At 61.9% G+C, this 19,437-nt stretch carries 19 protein-coding genes; 8 read left to right on the forward strand and 11 right to left on the reverse strand.

The features are described 5' to 3' along the window. The 3 genes from ilvN to X730_RS137310 all read right to left on the reverse strand — a co-directional run bounded on the left by ilvN (position 1) and on the right by X730_RS137310 (position 3,743). Complete coding sequence (ilvN, locus tag X730_RS137320; RefSeq protein ID WP_023668352.1) at positions 1-573, reverse strand: acetolactate synthase small subunit; 573 nt, start codon at positions 571-573, stop codon at positions 1-3. A 79-nt stretch (positions 574-652) separates the two neighbouring features. Then, a complete protein-coding gene (locus X730_RS137315) occupies positions 653-2,449 on the reverse strand; it encodes an acetolactate synthase 3 large subunit (protein WP_023827563.1) in 1,797 nt (598 codons plus the stop codon). A 331-nt stretch (positions 2,450-2,780) separates the two neighbouring features. Next, positions 2,781-3,743 (reverse strand): DUF1236 domain-containing protein, encoded by a 963-nt coding sequence (locus tag X730_RS137310; RefSeq protein ID WP_023668350.1) that lies wholly within the window; start codon positions 3,741-3,743, stop codon positions 2,781-2,783. Positions 3,744-4,343: 600 nt separating this feature from the next. Between X730_RS137310 and X730_RS137305 the strand changes: the two genes are divergently transcribed. From X730_RS137305 to X730_RS137295, 3 genes are all read left to right on the forward strand, one after another. Beyond that, positions 4,344-4,637, forward strand: coding sequence for a DUF1236 domain-containing protein (locus tag X730_RS137305; protein ID WP_023668349.1), 294 nt, complete (start codon positions 4,344-4,346; stop codon positions 4,635-4,637). Between the two features lie 163 nt (positions 4,638-4,800). Then, entirely contained in the window at positions 4,801-6,192 is a 1,392-nt protein-coding gene (locus tag X730_RS137300; RefSeq protein ID WP_023690914.1) for a sensor histidine kinase, read from the forward strand. Beyond that, on the forward strand, positions 6,189-6,836 hold the full coding sequence (locus X730_RS137295; protein ID WP_023682079.1) for a response regulator transcription factor: 648 nt from the start codon (positions 6,189-6,191) through the stop codon (positions 6,834-6,836). The genes X730_RS137300 and X730_RS137295 overlap by 4 nt, the downstream gene beginning before the upstream one ends. Positions 6,837-6,885: 49 nt before the next feature. Here the strand turns inward: X730_RS137295 and X730_RS137290 are convergent, their stop codons facing one another. The 3 genes from X730_RS137290 to X730_RS137280 all read right to left on the reverse strand — a co-directional run bounded on the left by X730_RS137290 (position 6,886) and on the right by X730_RS137280 (position 9,440). Next, entirely contained in the window at positions 6,886-7,314 is a 429-nt protein-coding gene (locus X730_RS137290; protein WP_023750905.1) for a hypothetical protein, read from the reverse strand. 393 nt (positions 7,315-7,707) lie between these two features. After that, entirely contained in the window at positions 7,708-8,292 is a 585-nt protein-coding gene (locus tag X730_RS137285) for an HD domain-containing protein (RefSeq protein WP_023751655.1), read from the reverse strand. Beyond that, entirely contained in the window at positions 8,289-9,440 is a 1,152-nt protein-coding gene (locus X730_RS137280; protein WP_023827564.1) for a gamma-butyrobetaine dioxygenase, read from the reverse strand. The genes X730_RS137285 and X730_RS137280 overlap by 4 nt, the downstream gene beginning before the upstream one ends. Positions 9,441-9,561: 121 nt before the next feature. On the opposite strand from X730_RS137280, the gene X730_RS137275 reads away from it, so the two are divergent. Further along, on the forward strand, positions 9,562-10,452 hold the full coding sequence (locus X730_RS137275; RefSeq protein ID WP_023827565.1) for a LysR family transcriptional regulator: 891 nt from the start codon (positions 9,562-9,564) through the stop codon (positions 10,450-10,452). A gap of 138 nt (positions 10,453-10,590) precedes the next feature. Beyond that, positions 10,591-12,393 carry an NAD(P)/FAD-dependent oxidoreductase gene (locus X730_RS137270; RefSeq protein WP_023731681.1) on the forward strand — a complete coding sequence of 601 codons (1,803 nt, stop codon included), beginning with the start codon at positions 10,591-10,593 and terminating at the stop codon, positions 12,391-12,393. Here the strand turns inward: X730_RS137270 and X730_RS137265 are convergent. From X730_RS137265 to X730_RS137255, 3 genes are read right to left on the reverse strand one after another with little or no spacing between them, the layout of a single operon-like run. After that, on the reverse strand, positions 12,390-12,911 hold the full coding sequence (locus tag X730_RS137265; RefSeq protein ID WP_031197432.1) for a GNAT family N-acetyltransferase: 522 nt from the start codon (positions 12,909-12,911) through the stop codon (positions 12,390-12,392). The two genes, X730_RS137270 and X730_RS137265, sit on opposite strands and share 4 nt — an antisense overlap. 15 nt (positions 12,912-12,926) lie before the next feature. Then, positions 12,927-13,235 carry a hypothetical protein gene (locus X730_RS137260; RefSeq protein ID WP_023682084.1) on the reverse strand — a complete coding sequence of 103 codons (309 nt, stop codon included), beginning with the start codon at positions 13,233-13,235 and terminating at the stop codon, positions 12,927-12,929. Between the two features lie 4 nt (positions 13,236-13,239). Further along, positions 13,240-13,806: an XRE family transcriptional regulator gene (locus tag X730_RS137255; RefSeq protein ID WP_023705521.1), complete on the reverse strand. Its 567-nt coding sequence runs from the start codon at positions 13,804-13,806 to the stop codon at positions 13,240-13,242. Positions 13,807-13,958: 152 nt separating this feature from the next. On the opposite strand from X730_RS137255, the gene X730_RS137250 reads away from it, so the two are divergent. After that, positions 13,959-15,791 carry an ATP-binding protein gene (locus X730_RS137250; RefSeq protein WP_023827567.1) on the forward strand — a complete coding sequence of 611 codons (1,833 nt, stop codon included), beginning with the start codon at positions 13,959-13,961 and terminating at the stop codon, positions 15,789-15,791. Between the two features lie 287 nt (positions 15,792-16,078). On the opposite strand, the gene X730_RS137245 is transcribed toward X730_RS137250, so the two are convergent. Together X730_RS137245 and miaA are read right to left on the reverse strand one after the other, a co-directional pair. Then, on the reverse strand, positions 16,079-16,870 hold the full coding sequence (locus tag X730_RS137245; protein ID WP_023827568.1) for a GGDEF domain-containing protein: 792 nt from the start codon (positions 16,868-16,870) through the stop codon (positions 16,079-16,081). A gap of 131 nt (positions 16,871-17,001) precedes the next feature. Beyond that, a complete protein-coding gene (gene miaA, locus X730_RS137240; RefSeq protein ID WP_023827569.1) occupies positions 17,002-17,985 on the reverse strand; it encodes a tRNA (adenosine(37)-N6)-dimethylallyltransferase MiaA in 984 nt (327 codons plus the stop codon). Between miaA and serB the strand changes: the two genes are divergently transcribed. Continuing rightward, the gene (gene serB / locus X730_RS137235) at positions 17,975-18,862 is read left to right on the forward strand and encodes a phosphoserine phosphatase SerB (RefSeq protein ID WP_031197433.1); all 888 of its coding nucleotides are present in this window, start codon (positions 17,975-17,977) and stop codon (positions 18,860-18,862) included. The two genes, miaA and serB, sit on opposite strands and share 11 nt — an antisense overlap. Further along, complete coding sequence (locus tag X730_RS137230; RefSeq protein WP_023827571.1) at positions 18,859-19,431, forward strand: GNAT family N-acetyltransferase; 573 nt, start codon at positions 18,859-18,861, stop codon at positions 19,429-19,431. Before serB ends, X730_RS137230 begins: the two co-directional genes overlap by 4 nt. The last annotated feature ends 6 nt before the right edge of the window (positions 19,432-19,437 follow it).

The following is a 19,437-nucleotide window of genomic DNA, read 5'->3' on the forward strand; positions in this document are numbered from 1 at the left end:
CTACATCCCCTGCGGGCCCCGGTTCATCGCCGCCACGCCGGTGCGGCAGATCTCGACCAGGCCGAGCGGCTTCATGATGGCGATGAACTGGTCGAGTTTCGAGCCCTTGCCGGTAATCTCGAAGATGAAGTGCTCGGTGTTGGCGTCGATGACCGAAGCGCGAAAAGCGTCCGCCAGACGCAGCGCCTCGACGCGGGCTTCGCCGGTGCCGGCGACCTTGACCAGCGCCAACTCGCGTTCCAGCGGCCGCTCCTGGCCGAACTCGTGCGAGCGCACGGTGAGATCGACGACGCGATGCACCGGCACGATGCGTTCGAGCTGGTGCTTGATCTGCTCCAGCACATGCGGCGTGCCGCGCGTCACGATGGTGATGCGCGACAGGTGCTTCTCGTGTTCGGTCTCGGAGACGGTGAGGCTCTCGATGTTATAACCGCGGCCGGAAAACAGGCCGATGACCCGGGCAAGCACGCCGGGCTCATTGTCGACCAGAACGGAGAGCGTGTGGTTCTCCGGCTTTTCCGTTTCCTTGGCGATGAAATAGGCGGAGCCGGTCGGTTGAAGCTGTGCGTTCATGACATGTCTCGATTTCAGACTTTGAGCTAATTCTCTGTTTGCGCACGGCTTCTCGCGACAGCCCTGCCCCGGCTTGGACCTAGACCAGTTCCCTGCCCTTGGCGTCGATGGCGTTGGCCACGGCTTCGTCGGTCGCCTCGTCGGGCAGGAGCATTTCATTATGCGCCTTGCCCGACGGGATCATCGGGAAGCAGTTGGCGAGCGTCGCCACCCGGCAATCGAACAGCACCGGCTTCTTCACCGCGATCATCTCCTTGATCGCATCGTCCAGCTCGTCCGGTTTCTCGCAGCGAATGCCATGACCGCCATATGCGTCGGCCAGCTTGACGAAGTCGGGCATCGCTTCGGTGTAGGAATGCGACAGACGGTTGCCGTGCAGCAATTGCTGCCACTGGCGCACCATGCCCATATACTGGTTGTTGAGGATGAAGATCTTGATCGGCGCATTGTGCTGCACCGCCGCGCTCATCTCCTGCATCGTCATCTGCACCGAGGCATCGCCTGCGATGTCGATGACCAGCGCATCCGGGTGCGCGATCTGCACGCCGAGCGCCGCCGGCAGGCCGTATCCCATCGTGCCCAACCCGCCCGACGTCATCCAGCGGTTCGGCTTCTCGAAATGATAGTGCTGCGCCGCCCACATCTGGTGCTGGCCGACCTCGGTGGTGATGTAGGTGTCCATGTCCTTGGTCAGTTCGTAGAGCCGCTGGATGGCATATTGCGGCATGATCACATCGTGGTTCATCTTGAACGCGAGCGAGTCACGCGCGCGCCATTTGGCGATCTGCTCCCACCAGGGATGGAGCGCCTTCTTGTCGGCCTTGGCGCTCGCCCGCCACAGCCGCACCATGTCCTCCAGCACCCGGCCGACATCGCCGATGATGGGCACTTCCGTGTGCACGTTCTTGTTGATCGACGATGGATCGATGTCGATGTGGATCTTCTTCGAGTTGGGCGAGAAGGCGGTCAGCCGTCCGGTGATGCGGTCGTCGAAGCGCGCGCCGATGCAGACCATCACGTCGCAATCATGCATGGCCATGTTGGCTTCATAAGTGCCGTGCATGCCCAGCATGCCCATCCAGTTCTTGCCCGATGCCGGGTAGGCCCCGAGGCCCATCAGCGTCGAGGTGATCGGGAAGCCGGTGAGGTCGACCAGTTCGCGCAGCAGATGGCTGGCCTCCGGACCGGAGTTGATGACGCCGCCGCCCGAATAGATGATCGGCTTCTTGGCGCCGGCCATCAGTTCGACGGCGGCCTTGATCTTTTCCAGGTCGCCCTGGACCTTCGGCTGGTAGCTGGTGCGCGGCGCCGCCTGCGGCGGCACATAGATGCCTTTGGCGAACTGCACATCCTTCGGAATGTCGACCACCACCGGGCCGGGGCGGCCGGTCGTCGCGACATGGAAGGCCTCATGGATGGTGGCGGCCAATTCGTTGACGTCCTTCACCAGCCAGTTGTGCTTGGTGCAGGGGCGCGTGATGCCGACCGTGTCGCACTCCTGGAACGCGTCGGAGCCGATCAGCGAAGTCGGCACCTGCCCGGTCAGGCAGACCAGCGGGATCGAATCCATCAGCGCATCCTGCAGCGGCGTCACCGCATTGGTGGCGCCCGGGCCGGAGGTCACCAGCATGACGCCGGCCTTGCCGGTCGAGCGGGCATAGCCTTCGGCCGCATGCCCTGCGCCTTGCTCGTGGCGGACGAGGATATGCTCGACCTCGTCCTGCTGGAAGATTTCGTCATAGATCGGAAGCACCGCGCCGCCGGGATAACCGAAGACATGCTTGACGCCATTGTCCTTCAGCGCCTGCACCACCATTTCGGCGCCAGTCATTTCCCTGTTTGGCATTTCGCGCCGTTCGTTCTGTCCGTTGCTCATCGGTCTGGTCCCGTACTTCTAGCCATGAGGCGATTGCTGGTCGTTTAGTCGTGTTTCGGGCAATAAAAAAGGCCCCCGATGGGAGCCTGTGTGTTGCGCATGGGAGGTTTTCGCCCGGCGGTTACACCGCCTTGCCCACGCGCTTTCCTACGAGAATGAGTGCCTTTTTCATCGTGGCGGACACTACGAGGGTGAAAGGCAAGGTGTCAACGGGAAAAACGCGCGATGCGAAAGACAAAGCAAGTGGCCCGCCGCCTCTGGTCGGCGGGCCACCGCGGCGCATACGATACCCCTCAATCGCACCGCGCCGGGAACAAGAGTCACTGCCGTGTCACGTCAGGATCAGCACGATCTTGTACGTATCCGGGTCGACGATGACGATGCGCCCGTCGGCCAGCACGAAGTACTCATAGGATTCGTAGGCCGGGACGATCTTGACAATGCGCGCCGGCAGACGGTGCAGGCGCACTTTGTGCCGCGGCACCTCGATGCCGACCGAAATGTCGAAGTCGACGTTCTTCACCGGCTCAACCCTGGTCTCGTGGATGATCTGCGTGACCTGCGTCTTCTGCTCGACGGTCACGTTGTTGATCGAGGCCGTATTGCCCTGGTCGGTCTGAACGTTTGTGTTGCCCTGAGCGTTCTGCTCGGTGGTGGTCCCGGCCTTGCCCTGGGCCTGCTGGTCCGTGCTGGTGCCGGTCTGGCCCTGAGCGTTCTGCTCGGTGCTGGTCCCGGCTTTGCCCTGAGCCTGCTTCTCGGTGCTGGTGCCGGTCTGGCCCTGAGCGTTCTGCTCGGTGCTGGTCCCGGCCTTGCCTTGGGCCTGTTCATCCGTCTTGAGCTTGGCCTTACCCTGAGCCTGCTTCTCGGTGCTGGTGCCGGTCTGGCCCTGAGCATTCTGCTCGGTGCTGGTCCCGGCCTTGCCCTGGGCCTGTTCATCCGTCTTGAGCTTGGCCTTGCCCTGAGCCTGCTGATCGGTCGTGGCACCGGCCTGACCCTGAGCATTCTGCTCGGTACTGGTCCCGGCCTTGCCCTGTGCCTGTTCATCCGTCTTGAGCTTGGCTTTGCCCTGAGCCTGCTGATCGGTCGTGGCGCCAGCCTGGCCCTGTGCATTCTGATCGGTCTGTGACTTCATCTTGCCTTGCGCCTGTTCTCCGGCCTTGCCGCCCTTCTGGCAATCGGCCGCGCCGGCGGCGCAGTTGTCGCCACCGCTCGGCTGCACGGCCTGGGTCTGGGCGATCGCGGCGCCGCACCCGACGCCAAGCGCAATCATGCTCGTGATCAACACATGTTTCATCTGCTTTCTCCTTAAAGAGTCGGTCCCTCAGCCTAGCCAACTCTGCCAAAAATACTTTGTTCCACATTTTGTGAATAAAATCGGGCTTCTAAGAAGACCAATGAATGTTGGCAGTAATTTTGCAACAATCACCTACAAATTGCATCAAACAATTAATGCAACGCAACATTTTATTTTCTCCTGAGCTTGCGATCCCATAGCGATGACACCAGCATCACAAGCTTAGAAGTACTCCCGTCGTCATGACCAGGATGGCTACCCCGAAAACAGGCAAGAGCAACCATCGTGCCTGATGGACGCTGTTGTCCATTAACGCCTCCNACGCCTCCCACAAGTGCTGATCTCAACGATGCCGAGAACCCTGTGTTCCGCCCTGAGGAGGCTCTAGGACCTCTACAGCCTGGCACCAGACTTTGGTCCCTCCCCCTATCGTCCATTGGCCCGATGACGCCCGGACCGAAGCCCCACGCGGGAACGCAGCCGCGAAAAGCCCGTTCGGCTCCCGGTGTGCATCAACCTCATCAACACCACCCGTATCGGAATCGAGCTCGCGCAAGATGCATGAGCGTTGCTCGCATGAAGGAGAGAATCATGACGACCATGTACCAGTCGACCGCAATTGCCGGATTCTTGCTGCTCGCGAGCGCGGGCGTAGTTGCCGCTCAAGACGTCATCATCGCGCCGGAGCAGGAAACGGTTGTGCGCGAATACGTGAAAAAGCAGCCCCTTGCGTCGGTGAAGATTCCAGGTGTCGAATTGAACGTGGGGACCGCCATTCCCGACACGGTGGAACTGCATGAAGTGCCGAGCGTCAAGTATCGCTACGTTGTGGTCGACGGGCGAACCGTGCTGGTCGACCCCGGCACGCGGAAGATCGTCAAGATCATACAGTAACGCTGATCCCACCGCCGTTCCCCGCGGGTGGCGGTGGGATCATGCCCTGAAATTGCGGTTTCCCCGGCAATTCAACCTGGCGCTTGCTCGCACCATCGACCGTTCTAGATGTAGGATGGCTTAGGCATTTTGGCACGGCCAAAGTCGCGGGGTCGGTTGAGACGTGCGCTACATTGATAGTCTCTATCAAAACTGGAACAGGCTATCGTTGGCTTGGCAGTTCATCATAGTCGGAAGCATTGGGCTGCTGTCGCTGATGCTGGTCGTCGGCCTATGGGTCACCTCGCAAATACGAGATGGAGTGATCCGCAACTCTGCAAGCACGACCGCGCTTTACGTCGACAGTGTCATCGCGCCAATCCTGCCGGATATGCGCAAAAGCCAGCAGCTCAGCGACACCGTTAAACGGGCACTCGATGAAACCCTGGACCAGGGTGCTCTCGGAAAAAAACTGGCGTCGTTCGTGCTTTGGCGGCGTGATGGCAAGGTGCTGTACGCCAAAGACGCGGCTCTTATTGGCCAGACCTTCGAGCCAAATGCGAACTTGCTGCATGCGTTCGGCGGAAACGTGGTGGCGCAATTCAATGATCTGGACGAAAATGAAAGGAAGGAACGCAAGAGCCCCACCGCCTCGCTGCTCGAGATCTACAATCCGGTTCGAGAGCCGTGGTCGGGCGATGTTGTGGCCGTTTCCGAGTTCTACGAGATAGCCGACGATCTTCAGGGCACTTTAAACTCGGCACTATGGTCGAGCTGGCTGCTCGTGGCTGGCGCGACCGCGGTCGCCTTGGCGATGCTCTCGGGAATCGTGCTTCGCGGCAGCAGCACTATCGAAACGCAGCGTTCAGCGCTTGAGACGCAAGTGGCGGAGCTTCAGTTGCTTTTGGAGCAGAATTCCGCTTTGCGGGAGCGCGTCCAGCAGGCGTCGCGCCGCGCAACGGCAATCAACGAACGTTACTTGCGTCGCATCGGGTCTGATTTGCATGACGGTCCAGCTCAGCTCGTCGCACTGGCTGCGCTGCGCATGGACAGCCCTCTGCTGCTCGATCCCGCCGCATCCCCAAGCCACCGCAAGACCGAGATCGCCGATATCCATCATACGTTGGATGAGGCGATGCGGGAGATCCGCGCCATCTGCACCGGCCTCGTGCTGCCACAGATCGAAGCTTCGACAGTCGCGGAGATATTGCGGCTTGCGGTTGCCGAACATGAACGCCGTACAGCCTCTTCCGTATCGCTTTCACTGCCATCTCGCCTGCCCGACCTGGGGACGTCCGAGAAAATAAGCATCTTTCGCTTCGCGCAGGAGGGGCTGAACAATGCCTGGCGACACGGTCTGGGCAAGGGGCAGGCTGTCAAGGCGAGAGTGACGCAGGGCAAGCTCCTCATTCAAGTGCTTGATCACGGCCCTGGATTCCAGTCGGGATCGTGTGAAGGACTTGGACTCGCCGGTATGAGGGAACGTATCGAAAGTATCGGAGGTCACTTCGAGACCTTTTCGAGCCCCAGGGGGACCCGGCTGACCATAACGCTCAACATCGAGGACCAGAAATGACCGCTCCCATAAGGATTGCCATTGTTGATGATCATCCGCTGTTTCGCGAGGGTGTGGCTCGCAGCCTCGCCGAAATCGGCGGCTTCGAAGTCGTTGGTGCGGGCGAAACCGCGGCGGATGCCGAACAGCTTGCGGCCTTGGCAAATCCCGACATATTGCTGCTCGACATCAGTTTGCCGGGAGGGGGTCTGGCGGCAGCGGAAAATATTCTTGCAACTCAGCCTGACTGCAAGATCGTCATGCTCACCGTCTCGGAGGCGAACGCCGATTTGGCAACGGCGCTCAGGCTGGGCGTACGCGGATATGTGCTGAAAGGGATTGGGGCGGCATCGCTGGCCGAGGTGCTGACTTATATAGCCGCAGGAAAAAAATATGTTTCGCCGACCCTGTCAGCGCAGCTTTTGAATGAACTGATCCGGCCGGAAAAGCGCACAACCGATCTCGTTGCCAATCTCTCGGGACGCGAGCTTGGGATAATCTCCTTGGTAGGCGAAGGACTGAGCAATAAAGAAGTCGCCAAACGTCTCAACCTGCAGGAGAAAACGGTAAAACACCACATGACTCGGATATTTCAAAAGCTAAAGGTGCGAAACCGCACCGAAGCAGCCATTCTTATGCACGCGCCCAAAACGGGTCTTGTATAGGGAGATCGGGGCTTGTCTGAAGGTCGGATGCTGGTTGGCGAACCAACAGTTACAGCCCTTTCAGACGAGCAATGTCGGAGGCCCTTACGGCGCGTTCGACAATTGTCCTTCCAAGCGGATCCTTCATAGTGAAGCGGCCGGCCTCGATGCTTTCGCTGAATCCATCGCGATGCACGACCTGGATTTTGGCGCCCTGTACCGTCACCGTGTCGCCAGCGGCATTGACTTGGCTACTCGGAGCTTGGCTACCGGGGGCGTTGTCGCCGGCACCATTTTTTCCCTTTCCGTTGGCGTTGCCATTCCCGGCGTTGCCGCCTGAGCCATTACCATTACCACTACCGTTACCACCACCGTTACCATTGCCATTGTTTCCGCTCTTGGCGCTGGCAGCGGCGAATTCGATCTTGTAGCCGTCGACATGGCTCAACCGCAGACCAAGCACCGGCATCGCCACCGCAACCGCCGCGAATACGCGCAAGCTAAAGTACGCCCGGCGACGCACGGATGAAAACAGGGGCTGCCTTTCTCCATTCATGCCACCATCACATCATGATGTGTCACGGTATTCAAGAATGAACAGCCCAAAATTGCGGCTCACAAACGCTGAGGAAACTCTCCTTTCGTGCTTGCAGCTCGATTCTCAGACCTTCGTCTGAGTCAAATATACACCGAAGTCTGACCTACTGATCTTGGGCCGCGCCGACGGATGTCGCAATAAAATCCGCGGTGACAAGGCTCGTCACCGGTAGGGATCGGCAGCGAGGCGCGAGCGCCTGCGGCACGCAGACGCTTGCGGCAGATCTCCGGCATACAGTTTGCGCATGCTCGCCGTCGAAGCGGTAGCACATGCCGTTCCTTCCCCGGATTATGATCAGGCGCGATTGGCGAATTCGCGGACAACCCGTTGCAGCAGCGGCATGTAGTCGCGAAATGCCCGGGTCTTCATGTTGGCGATCTTGCCGGCCTCGTCCCAGACGCGAACCCGCACCGCTTCCTCGTGGAACGGGTTCTTGCGGAACTCTGCCACCTCTTCGGCATTCATCGGCCCGCCTTGCAGCGACAGCGTGTGGACCGAGGCCTGCGACAGCCTGCCGAAATAGCTCGGGTCGGTGGCGCAAAGGTAGCGCTTGGCCGCGACATGCAGCCTGACGCATTCGACGATCACCGGTGGAAAGAACGGCGCCAGCACCTCGCCGCCGGCTTCGTCATGATGCTTGTCCTCGACATCGTCGGGCGAATAGGTGCCGAACTCGCTGGTGTAGTGGCCGATATCGTGCAGCAGTGCTGCCGCCACCAGCACATCGGGCGCGCCGTCCTTTTCGGCGAACCAGGCGCCCTGCAACATGTGCTCCGACATGGTGACGGGTTCGCCGAGATAGGATTCCGCCCCTCGGCGTTCGAAAATATCGGCGATGAATTCGACGATGTTGCCCGCGTTCAAATCCTGGCCGCTCATTCCGCAGCCTCCTTGAAGCTGTGTTCGATCGCCGACAGCGTCGACAAAAGGCCATCCTTGTCGGCGTAGCAACCCTGCAGCCAGCGCTTGCCGGCGCCGGAGAATTGCTTGCGGGCATGCATGACGCGGGTGTTGTCGACGATGAAGGCCTCGCCCGCCTCGAGCCTGAAGGTGACTTCGAAGGAAGGATCCTCGATCAGTTCGGCAAACCGGCGATAGGCGGCGTAGTAGGCCGCCATCTCCGCGAACGGCACATCGACGGTCGGCGCCAGCGAGCGGTTGTTGAAGCGGATGGCGATGAGTTCGCCATCCGGCCCGAGCTCGATCATCGGCCGTTTGGCCTGCAATCGCACGCCCGACGACCCCGCATATTCGAAACGCGCCGGGTATGAACTCAACAGCCGGAAGCCTTCGGGGTTTTCTGCCTGCAGCGCGGCCGCCACGGCAAAACCATCGACGACGCTGGATTCGCCGCCCTCCACGGTGTTTTCGATGCAGGACAGGATCTGCAAGGTCGGCACCGGATCGCGATAGGGATTGTCGGTATGCGCCTGCAGGCCAAGATTGGTGTAGGCCAGATTGGTTGGATTGACCTCGGCGCGCACCTCGAACCATCGGCCGTAATTGGTCTCCCTGATATAGCCGAACAGATCGGACACTTTGCACAGCGCCCCGGATTCGGGCGGCAAATCGTCCATCACCGCGAAGCCGTAGGTCTTCACCGCCGACAGCCATTGCCGCAAGACGGCGCGGTCGCGGCTGGCAGCGAGATAGCCGGCGCGCGGCACCGAATTCTGCATAGAGGCCCTGGTCCATCGCACGGTGCCCTCGCCTGTCCAGCCGGGCTGTCGGGCGGCATCGCGGTCATAGGCATTGGCGCTCAGCCATGCCGCAGGAAAGCGCACCGTCTTTCCCTCCGGTTCGAAACTGACTTCAAGCGCATCGCCCTTGATCGCGGCTGCGCCGATCCATGTCTGCGCGGGAATGTCGAGAATGGTGATCAGCCGCTGGCCGTTGCCGGCGCTGCGCGTCTTGTCGTCGAGCGCATTGTCGCGCAACCACACTGCGTGAAAGCGAGTGCGCGCGCCGTCCTTCCACCCGAGGTCGATCGTTCTTCCTTCGTCGCCGATCAGCGCCTGACTAAGCATGGGGATCCGTTCCTGTCCGCTGCGCCCCGCAGCCAACTCCGCAGGGTTTCCGGTTGCATCGTGATGATGTCGAAGGCATAACTCAAATTATCATTTTGCAGCCAAAGGCCCTAAACGGTTTATGACTGAAACAACCCTGCCCTTGCCCCCGCTTGACTGGCTGCGGAGTTTCGAGGCCGCCGCGCGGCTGTCGAATTTCACCGCCGCCGCGGCCGAGCTTGGCCTGACCCAGGCTGCGGTCAGCCAGCACATCCGTTCTCTCGAAGAGCGGTTGAAGCAGCCGCTGTTCATCCGCCTGGCGCGCGGCGTCGAATTGACGCCGGAGGGTGCCGCCTACCTGCCGCATCTGCAATCGGCCTTCGCCGTGATCGCCAACAGCACGCGCGAGCTGTTTGAACCCAAGACCGTCCAGAGCGTGACGATACGCTCGCCGATCTCGTTTGCCGTGCTGATGATCGCGCCGAAGCTGCCGCAAATAGCCAAGGACCTGCCCTTCGTCCAGCTGCAGATCGAGACCATCCACACACCGGCCGATTATGGCGAGCGCTTTGTGGGTCTCGACATCCGATTCGGCATTGGCCCCGGCTCTTTTGCCGGACGGCAGGCCGACCGCCTGACCCGCGAAACCTTGACGCCGATGGCGTCGCCGCATCTCGCCAAGGCCAAGGATTGGACAGGATTGCCGAGACTTACAGTGGTCGGCGCGCGGGAAATGTGGGGCGAGTGGTTCGCCGTCGCCCGGATGAAGCCGGCGCTGGGGCCGACGCACAAATTCGACAGTTTCGTTACCGCGTTGGAGGCGGCGAAGCACGGCGCCGGCATGGTGCTGGGATCGCGACCGTTGGCCGACGCGGCACTGCGCGACGGATCGCTTGTCACCCTTTCCGGCTTCGCTCTGTCGAGCGGTGCCGGCCACTATCTAACCGCACCCTCGGGCGCGCATCTGAGCCCTGCCGAAGAAGCGGTCCGCCGCTGGTTCGTGACGGTCTTCGGCGTCCCGATTTCCCGATAAGCCCCTGAATACGCGGCAAACTATTGGACGACGTGACGCGGCGCATAATTTGTCGCGATACTGCGCCAGGCCGGACGTCAAGCTTCGGCAGGGTTCCGCTCGCTACAGGCGGCCAGGAAAAATCGCGGAGGAAATTCAATGCTCGACAAGGCCCCCAACAAGAAGCTTTCCGACCTGCTCGATCGCTTCGGCGCGGCACTCACCGCCGGCGACATCGACAAGGCGGTCGCCTGCTTCCAGGAGGATTGTTACTGGCGCGATCTCGTCACCTTCACCTGGAACATCAAGACGATGGAAGGCCGCGATCAGGTGCGCGACATGCTGGTCAGCCAGTTGGCCAGGACCAAACCGTCGAACTGGGCGATCGCCAAGGGCGAGGATGCCACGGAAAGCGACGGCGTGCTCGACGGCTGGATCAGTTTCGAAACGTCTGTCGCGCGCGGCTTCGGCCACATCCGGCTGAAGGACGGCAAGATCTGGACGCTGCTCACCACTATGGTCGAGCTCAAGGGCCATGAGGAGCCGGCCGGTTTCGACCGCCCGCTCGGCGCCAAGCACGGCCATGGCAAGAACCGCCCGACCTGGAAGGAGGAGCGCGAGAAGGAAGCCGCCGAACTCGGCTTCAAGACGCAGCCCTATACGCTCATCATTGGCGGCGGCCAGGGCGGCATCGCGCTCGGCGCCCGGCTGCGGCAACTCGGCGTGCCCACCATCATCGTCGAGAAGAACGAGCGTGCCGGCGACAGCTGGCGCAAGCGCTACAAGTCGCTGTGCCTGCACGACCCGGTCTGGTACGACCATCTGCCCTATATCGACTTCCCCAAGAACTGGCCGGTCTTCGCGCCCAAGGACAAGATCGGCGACTGGCTGGAAATGTACGCCAAGGTGATGGAGCTGAATTACTGGTCATCGACCGAGGCCAAGAGCGCCGTTTATGACGACAAGAAAAAGGAATGGACCGTTGTCGTGCGCCGCGACGGCAAGGACATCACGCTGAAGCCGAAACAATTGGTGCTGGCCACGGGGCAATCCGGCAAGGCCAACATGCCGAACTTCAAGGGCATGGACACATTCAAGGGCGACCAGCATCACTCCTCGAAGCATCCGGGACCCGATGCCTATGTCGGCAGACAAGCTGTCGTCATCGGCTCGAACAACTCCGCCCACGACATTGCAGCAGCCCTTTGGGAGGCCGGCGCCGACGTCACCATGGTGCAGCGCTCGACCACGCATATCGTCAAGTCGGACACGCTGATGGAGATCGGCCTGGGCTCGCTCTATTCGGAAAAGGCGGTCGCGAGCGGCATGACCACCGCCAAGGCCGACCTCGTCTTCGCCTCCCTGCCCTACAAGATCCTGCACGAATTCCAGATCCCGGCCTATGCCGAGATGAAGAAGCGGGACGACAAATTCTACAAGGGCCTGGAAAAGGCCGGCTTCATGCTTGACTGGGGCGATGACGGCTCCGGCCTGTTCATGAAATATCTGCGGCGCGGCTCGGGCTATTACATCGATGTCGGCGCCTCCGACCTGATCATCGACGGGTCGATCAAGTTGAAAAGCGGTGTCGACGTGAAGGAGATCAAGGAGCACTCCGTTCTGCTCTCCGACGGATCGGAACTGCCGGCCGATCTCATCGTCTACGCCACCGGCTACGGTTCGATGAATGGCTGGGCGGCCGATTTGATCTCACGGGAGGTCGCGGACAAGGTCGGCAAATGCTGGGGCCTCGGCTCCAACACCACCAAGGACCCAGGCCCCTGGGAAGGCGAGCTGCGCAACATGTGGAAGCCGACGCAGCAGGAGGCGCTGTGGTTCCATGGCGGCAATTTGCACCAGTCGCGCCATTACTCCCAGTTCCTGGCGCTGCAGCTGAAGGCGCGCATGGAAGGCATCGCCACGCCGGTCTACGCGCTGCAAGAGGTTCATCACAAGGCTTAGGCAGCGCCGCCGATGCGCTTCCAGTAGATGAGCGTGCCGGTCAGCCCGCCATGGGGCTTCAAGGCAAAGTCCGGTATTTCGCCAGTGAGCGTGAAGCCGAGTTTTTCGTAAAGGCCGGAAGCGCCCTCCTCGGTTGCGGTGTCCAGCACCAGAAGCGTGCGGCCTTTCTCGACGGCGAGCGTTTCTGCCGCCCGCATCAGCCGGCTCGCTATGCCTTTGCCGCGGTGTTCGACGCGGGTCATCAGCTTGGCGATCTCGGCCCGGTGCGGCTGATTATCAGGAAAGTCGAGCAGCACGGTCACGGTGCCGACCAGAACCTCGCCCTTCCATGCACCCAGCACCGCTCTTTCACCTCTCTCTGCTGCCACCAACGAGTTGCTCCAGAAAGTTTCCGCCGCTTGCCTGGATAAGGGATGCATGAAGCTGACGGAGCCGCCGTCCGCGACCGTCTCGATCAGGAGGTCGGCCAGCCTGTCGCGTGTTTCCGCAGTCAGCGACCTGATTTCGATGGGACTCACCTGCACTTTCCCTTGCTAATCCAGACGCGCGACGCGGCGCCGCTTTCGTCTCGCCTTGATCGCGGCGATGCGATCTGTGTCTTTCGGCTGCAGATGCAGCCCGCGTTCGAGGATTTCGAGCGTGTATTCCTCATAGGTCAGGCCAAGCCGCTCGGCCTTTTCCATGCGCATCAGCATCACGTCACGGCTTGGCGCCTTCCACGCCTTGGCATGCGCTGCCTGCCAGGCCAGGAAGATGTAGGGATCGCCCTTGCCCCATGGCGGGCCCTTGTAATCATCGAGCGGCGGTCCGCCATTGTCGGAGCGCTTGGGACGTCTTGCCACGATTTCAGCCCCTGACCAGCGCGACCAGATAGTCGGCGGGCAGCTGCCCGACGGCATGGAACGTGCAGTCCGACGGCGCGCCGAGCGCCAGGCAGTCGCCGGGCTCGAGACTATGCACCATATCACCCTCGGTGAACTCAAGTCGCCCGGAGATCAGCCACATCTGCTGCTTGATGAAGGCATAGGACGCCGCCGGGAAACTCACACTGGCGCCAGCCGGCAGTTGCACCCGGATCAATTCGAGCGGCGTGTCGGAAACCGGCGACAGATGCCGACGGACATAGCCCGTACCGGGGTCGCGCCAAACCGGCTGCTCACTCTCGCGCAGCAGGCCGCCACCTTGCTGCTCGGCGCGTGCAATCAGCGTCGACAGCGTCATGCCGAAAGCAGCGGCGATGCGCACCAGCAGCGCGGCCGTCGGGCTGGTCATGCCGCGCTCGATAGTGCTGAGCATGGCTTTGGAGACGCCGGAGCGGTTCGCCAGGTCGGCCAACGACCAGTCCCGCAAGGCTCTTTCGGCGTGGATTCGTCTGCCTATCGTGGCCGACATGTCATTCGCTATATCAGTCATTCGTCCAATATATCGAATATTTGGATTAGGAAAAGAGGCCGGCCGGTTGAATTTTCGCTGACGGGTTAACCCCTGCTACACCATCCCGCATCACGCCACCTTAACCCCGTCTGTGTAGGATCGAGGCTCCACGAGAATGGGGATCGGATCGTATGTTTGTCGAGCGCGAAGCCTCCGTCGGCGAACCGACCTCGCAGGAGCGCCGCCGCGCAGAGCAGAGCGACAAGCGCATTCTCGGCAACGTCGTGCAGTGCGACGGTGCGCGCGCCACCATCAGCGCCTATGCCGACGACATCGAAGGCGCGGTCACCGGCCTGTGGACCGTCGGCAAGATGATCTCCATCAATCTCGGGACATCGCGCACCGTTGGTCTGGTCTACGAAATCGGCAAGTCGGATCGCGCCTGGAGCAATGAGGGACAAAACCCCATCGAGGTCAGCGTCGAGCTGATCGGCGAAGTGCGCGACGGCGCCGAACCGGGGGCCAAACCGGTGTTCGACCGCGGCATCACCACCTATCCTCATATCGGCGCCATAGCGCACCGCATCCGTACCCGTGATCTGCAGGCGGTCTACGATCTCGCCGGGCGTCATTCGATCACCATCGGTACGCTGTCGCAGGATGAGTCGATCGACGCCAACATCGCCATCGACGACACGCTAGCGCGCCATTTTGCCGTTGTCGGCACAACCGGCGTCGGCAAATCCACCGCCATCTCGCTGCTGCTGCGCAAATCGATCGCCGCCCGGCCCGATCTGCGCATCCTCATTCTCGATCCGCACAATGAATTCGCGGCATCCCTGCCTGAGTTCTGCGTCCGGGTCGATTCCAAGACGCTTGATCTGCCGTTCTGGATGTTCAGGCTCGAAGAATTCGCCGAAGTGCTGTTTCGCGGCCGAGAGGTCGTGCCGGAAGAAGTCGATGTCCTGCGCGACCTGATCCCCGCCGCCAAGAACCTCTATCGCAATCCCAATTCAGGCTCTTACGTGCGCCGCGGCAGCGATGCGCTGACCGCCGACACGCCGGTGCCCTACCGCATGGTCGATCTCATCAAGCAGATCGACGAGCGCATGGGCCTCCTGGAAAGCAAGAACGACCGCCCGACGCTGAAATCGCTGAAGACGCGCATCGAGTCCGCCGCGTCCGACCCGCGCTATCGCTTCATGTTCAATTCGCGGCTGATCGAGGACACGATCCACGAGACGATCGGCAATATTTTCCGTGTGCCGCATCATGGCCGCCCGGTGACCTGTTTCGAGATGGCCGGCATGCCGTCCGAAGTGGTCAATTCCGTCTGTTCGGTGCTGGCGCGCCTGGCCTTCGACCTTGCGCTGTGGAGCGAGGGCCGGCTGAAGCTGCTGTTGCTGTGCGAGGAAGCGCACCGCTATATGCCGGCCGATCCGCGCCTAGGCTTCGCCCCGACAAGGCATGCACTGTCGCGCATCGCCAAGGAAGGCCGCAAATATGGCTGCTATCTCGGCGTCGTCACCCAGCGCCCGGGTGAACTCGATCCGACCATCCTGTCGCAATGCTCGACCTTCTTCGCCATGCGGCTGGCCAATGAGCAGGACCAGGCGATCATCCGCTCGGCGATCGCCGATTCCTCCGCCTCGACGCTGGCCTTTCTGTCCTCCATGGGCCAGCGCGAAGCCATCGCCTTCGGTGAAGGCGTGGCGACGACCATGCGGCTGAAGTTCGAAAAACTGGCGGAGAACCTGATCCCCGGCACCGCCAAGCGAGAGCAGGACGAGTTGTCGCAGGACGGCAACGACGTCGATCTCGCCGCCATCGTCGAGCGGCTGCGCAACGTCCCGAAACCGCAGCAGCAGATGGCCTTCGCCGAGGTCGTGGACTCCGGCCGCCAGGCCGGCGATCCCGATTACCGCAAGCCGGCCACCGCCCAGCGCGTCCAGCCCGACGACGATTTCGACCTGCGCTACGGCCTCAAGCCCACAACCTTCGGCATGCGCCCGCAGAACGATTGACCTTCAGCGTAGCGACTTTTTTGCCGGCCAATTGAGAAGCCGCCGGAGCGCCAGGGCTCGGCTTCGTTGGCCGCTTGGGTAAATCACGCCAGAAAATTCGTCAGGCTGAGTCGGTCGGTGTCGACTTCGAGAACCGGAGCGGAGCGGACATTGAGTCCGTGAGCACCGGCCTACGCCGGCCGTAGCCATAGCTGCCGTCACCACCTCATGAGTGCTTCGGCCGGCGAAGGCCGGAAGCGCAGAAGACGGCATCAAACGGCCAGCCTCACGAATTTAATGCCGGGATTTCAGGCGCAGACGCGGTTGCGGCCTTGCCTCTTCGCCTCGTAGAGCTGGCGGTCGGCGCGGCGGTAGAATTCCTCGGCGGTTTCCTTCCGATCCCAGACGGCTAGTCCGACGCTGGTGGTGATCTTGAGGCGGACATTGCCCGACAGCACCGACATGTTGGCAATCGCCTTGCGGATGCGTTCGGCGAACTTGCCCAACAGCTCCGCATCCATGTTGGGCGTAACGACGGCGAACTCCTCGCCCCCAAGCCGCGCCACCACATCGTGGTAGCGCGTCATGCCTTTGAGGCAATTGGCGACTGCCCTAAGCACCTCGTCGCCCACATCGTGGCCATGCGTGTCGTTGACCTGCTTGAAATGATCGAGGTCGAGGATCATGAGCCCGACGGGCTTTTCGATGCGGCGGAATTCCTCGAGATATTCCTTCAGCGCATCATCGAAATAGCGCCGGTTCTGCATGCCGGTAAGGCCGTCGGTCAATGCCGCATGTTGCAGCGTTTCCGAGCGGGCGCTGAGCGAAACCGTCATGGCGCGCAGCTTGCCCTCTTCCGTGGCCTGCCTACGAATCAGCGGGTAGATGAAGAACACGCCGAAGAACAGCGCTGTCGCCAGCAGCACCCCGGTGACAAACAGCAGCGTGCTGAGATAGGCGATCCTCTCGACCCGGGAAGTCGTATCGTGACCGACCGCGATGGACTGCAATTGACCATAGGCATAAAGCGTCACCAGGCCTGCGGCCAGGATCACGAAAATAAAGACGAAAAATGCGGATTCCGCCTTGTGGAAACGCATCTGCTCCCCGTTGGAAAAGTACCCCCCGGATCTATGGCATGCCGGCGCCTTACGGACGGTTAATCCAGACAACCGGAGCGGGAATGTTCATTCCTACTTCTGTTTCTTTAATTGTATTAGCAGCACGAAAATCAAATCACGGCTTGCAGGCCGTCGCCAGGCTGCAATCTCAGCCATTCCGGTCCCAGCTGATGGCGAAACCACGTCGTTTGCCGTTTGGCATATTGCCGCGTCGCTGCCTTGCAGCGCGCGATGGCCTGGGAAAAGCTGGTGTCACCAGCCATGGCGGCCGAAAGTTCGCGAACGCCGATCGCCTTCATCGCCGGCAGGTCGGGATCGAGGCCAAGCGCCGCAAGCCGTTTGACCTCATCGAGCGCGCCGAGATCGAGCATGCGGTCGAACCTTGTTTCGATCCGCTCGACAAGGGCGGCGCGGTCCGGCTCGATAACGAAGAACCGAGCGCTGTCGCGGTCGATCAGCGGCCGGCCGCGCGCTGCCTGCCATTCTAGGATGGAGCGGCCGGATGCGTCGAGCACCTCCAGCGCCCGCACGATGCGCTGGCCGTCGGTCGGCTTCAGCTGCATGGCGACTGCCGAATCCTCATGCATCAGGATGCGGTGCAGCTTGGCTGCGCCTTGCTCCTTTAACCCGTAGCGCCAGCGGTCGCGTACCTGCTGCGGAATGTCGGGCATTTCCGAAATGCCCTCGGCAAGTGCGCGAAAATAGAGCCCGGTGCCGCCGACGAAAATCACCGGACGTTCGAAGCCGGCGCCATCGGGTCGCCGGGCAAGCGTGCCGTCATCGATCAGCTTCATCACGTCGCGCAGCCAGGCGCCGGTGGAATAGGCGGTCGAGGGATGCACGTGGCCATAGAGAAAGTGCGGCGCGCGGGCGAGGTCGGCGGCATTCGGCCGCGCCGTCAGCACGTCGAGCACCGAGTAGCCTTGCATGGAATCGGTGTTGACGATGACACCGCCCTTGCGTTCGGCGAGATCGAGCGCCAGCGCCGACTTGCCGCTGGCGGTCGGCCCGGCTATCAGGATCGCGTTCTTCACGCGGCCCTCGCCCGCCTGCCCGCCCTCGCCTAGCTGCTTGGAAGTCTCGATGCCGCTCATTGCCACGCTTGTGTCTCACCCCGTCCGCCGCGCGATGTCGGCCTCGCTTGCGAATATGGCCTCACGGTCGGTCGGCGCAAGCGCTGTTCGCTGGCTGGGCGAAGGCGTCGCCTGCGATCTGGTGTTGCCCGAGGGGGCAGAAGCCGCTGAGGCAAGTGCGGCCTTGCGCACAGCACTTGGTTCAGAGCCGGTCGACGTGATCGTTCAGCAGGCCAAAAGCCGCCGCAAGACAATCCTGCTTGCCGATATGGATTCAACCATGATCGACCAGGAATGCATCGACGAACTCGCCGACGAGATCGGCGTCAAGGACCGCGTTGCCGCCATCACGGCACGCTCGATGAACGGCGAGATCGCTTTCGAGCCGGCGCTGCGTGAACGCGTGGCGCTGCTGAAAGGCCTCGATGCCGCCGTCGTCGACCGCATCATCGCGAACCGCCTGACGCTGGCGTCGGGCGGCCGCGCTCTGGTGCAGACGATGCGCGCCAATGGCGCCTGGACGGCGCTTGTCTCCGGCGGCTTCGACGTCTTCACCAGCCGTGTCGCCGCCATGCTCGGCTTCGAGGAAAACCGTGCCAACCGCCTGATCGAGGAGAACGGGCGCTTTGCCGGCCTGGTCGCCGAGCCGATCCTCGGCCGCGCCGCCAAGGCCGATGCGCTGAACGATATCTCGGCCCGCCTCGGCCTGACGCCATTCGATGCGATTGCGGTCGGCGACGGCGCCAACGACCTCGACATGATCCGTCTGGCCGGCACCGGTGTCGCGCTCCACGCCAAGCCGGCCGTTGCTGCCGAAGCCAAGGTCCGCATCGACCATGGCGATCTCACCGCGCTGCTTTATCTCCAGGGCTACCGCCAGGAAGAGTTCGCCCAATGAAACCGATGCGCACCGAGCGCCTCCTCCTGCGCAACTGGGAAGACCGCGATCGCGAACTCTTCCACCGCATCAATTCGGACGAGCGGGTGATGGAATTCTTTCCGTTCCGCCGCGACCGCGCCGAGACGGATGCCAAGATGGACGAGTTTCGGGGCTGGATCGCCGAGGACGGCTTTGGTTTTGCCGCCGCCGAGATCGCCGCGACTGGGGAATGCATCGGCTTCGTCGGTCTCTTAAAGACCGATCACGTGCCGTCCCTGCCTTCCGATACGATCGAGATCGGCTGGCGGTTGGCGCCGGAATTCTGGCGCAAGGGCTATGTCACGGAGGCCTCCGAAGCCTGGCTCGCCTTTGGCTTCGAAACGCTTGACCGGGACGAGATCGTCTCCTTCGCCGTCGCGGCCAACCGCCGCTCGACGGCCGTCATGGAGCGTCTTGGCATGAGCCCTGACCCGGCTCGCGATTTCGACCACCCATCCATCCCTGACAGCCACCCGCACCTCAAGCGGCATGTCCTCTACAAACTGTCGCGGACGGACTGGCAGGCACGAAAAAGGGCGGCTCGCTAGCCCTTT

The organism is Mesorhizobium sp. L103C131B0, assembly GCF_000502275.1.
Taxonomy (GTDB): Bacteria; Pseudomonadota; Alphaproteobacteria; order Rhizobiales; family Rhizobiaceae; genus Mesorhizobium.

What these genes read in the sequence shown, in the direction of transcription:
- ilvN (WP_023668352.1), bottom strand. Translation starts at nt 573, where the DNA reads ATGAACGCACAGCTTCAACCGACCGGCTCCGCCTATTTCATCGCCAAG.
- X730_RS137315 (WP_023827563.1), bottom strand. Translation starts at nt 2,449, where the DNA reads ATGAGCAACGGACAGAACGAACGGCGCGAAATGCCAAACAGGGAAATG.
- X730_RS137310 (WP_023668350.1), bottom strand. Translation starts at nt 3,743, where the DNA reads ATGAAACATGTGTTGATCACGAGCATGATTGCGCTTGGCGTCGGGTGC.
- X730_RS137305 (WP_023668349.1), top strand. Translation starts at nt 4,344, where the DNA reads ATGTACCAGTCGACCGCAATTGCCGGATTCTTGCTGCTCGCGAGCGCG.
- X730_RS137295 (WP_023682079.1), top strand. Translation starts at nt 6,189, where the DNA reads ATGACCGCTCCCATAAGGATTGCCATTGTTGATGATCATCCGCTGTTT.
- X730_RS137285 (WP_023751655.1), bottom strand. Translation starts at nt 8,292, where the DNA reads ATGAGCGGCCAGGATTTGAACGCGGGCAACATCGTCGAATTCATCGCC.
- X730_RS137280 (WP_023827564.1), bottom strand. Translation starts at nt 9,440, where the DNA reads ATGCTTAGTCAGGCGCTGATCGGCGACGAAGGAAGAACGATCGACCTC.
- X730_RS137275 (WP_023827565.1), top strand. Translation starts at nt 9,562, where the DNA reads ATGACTGAAACAACCCTGCCCTTGCCCCCGCTTGACTGGCTGCGGAGT.
- X730_RS137270 (WP_023731681.1), top strand. Translation starts at nt 10,591, where the DNA reads ATGCTCGACAAGGCCCCCAACAAGAAGCTTTCCGACCTGCTCGATCGC.
- X730_RS137255 (WP_023705521.1), bottom strand. Translation starts at nt 13,806, where the DNA reads ATGACTGATATAGCGAATGACATGTCGGCCACGATAGGCAGACGAATC.
- X730_RS137250 (WP_023827567.1), top strand. Translation starts at nt 13,959, where the DNA reads ATGTTTGTCGAGCGCGAAGCCTCCGTCGGCGAACCGACCTCGCAGGAG.
- X730_RS137245 (WP_023827568.1), bottom strand. Translation starts at nt 16,870, where the DNA reads ATGCGTTTCCACAAGGCGGAATCCGCATTTTTCGTCTTTATTTTCGTG.
- serB (WP_031197433.1), top strand. Translation starts at nt 17,975, where the DNA reads ATGCCGCTCATTGCCACGCTTGTGTCTCACCCCGTCCGCCGCGCGATG.
- miaA (WP_023827569.1), bottom strand. Translation starts at nt 17,985, where the DNA reads ATGAGCGGCATCGAGACTTCCAAGCAGCTAGGCGAGGGCGGGCAGGCG.
- X730_RS137230 (WP_023827571.1), top strand. Translation starts at nt 18,859, where the DNA reads ATGAAACCGATGCGCACCGAGCGCCTCCTCCTGCGCAACTGGGAAGAC.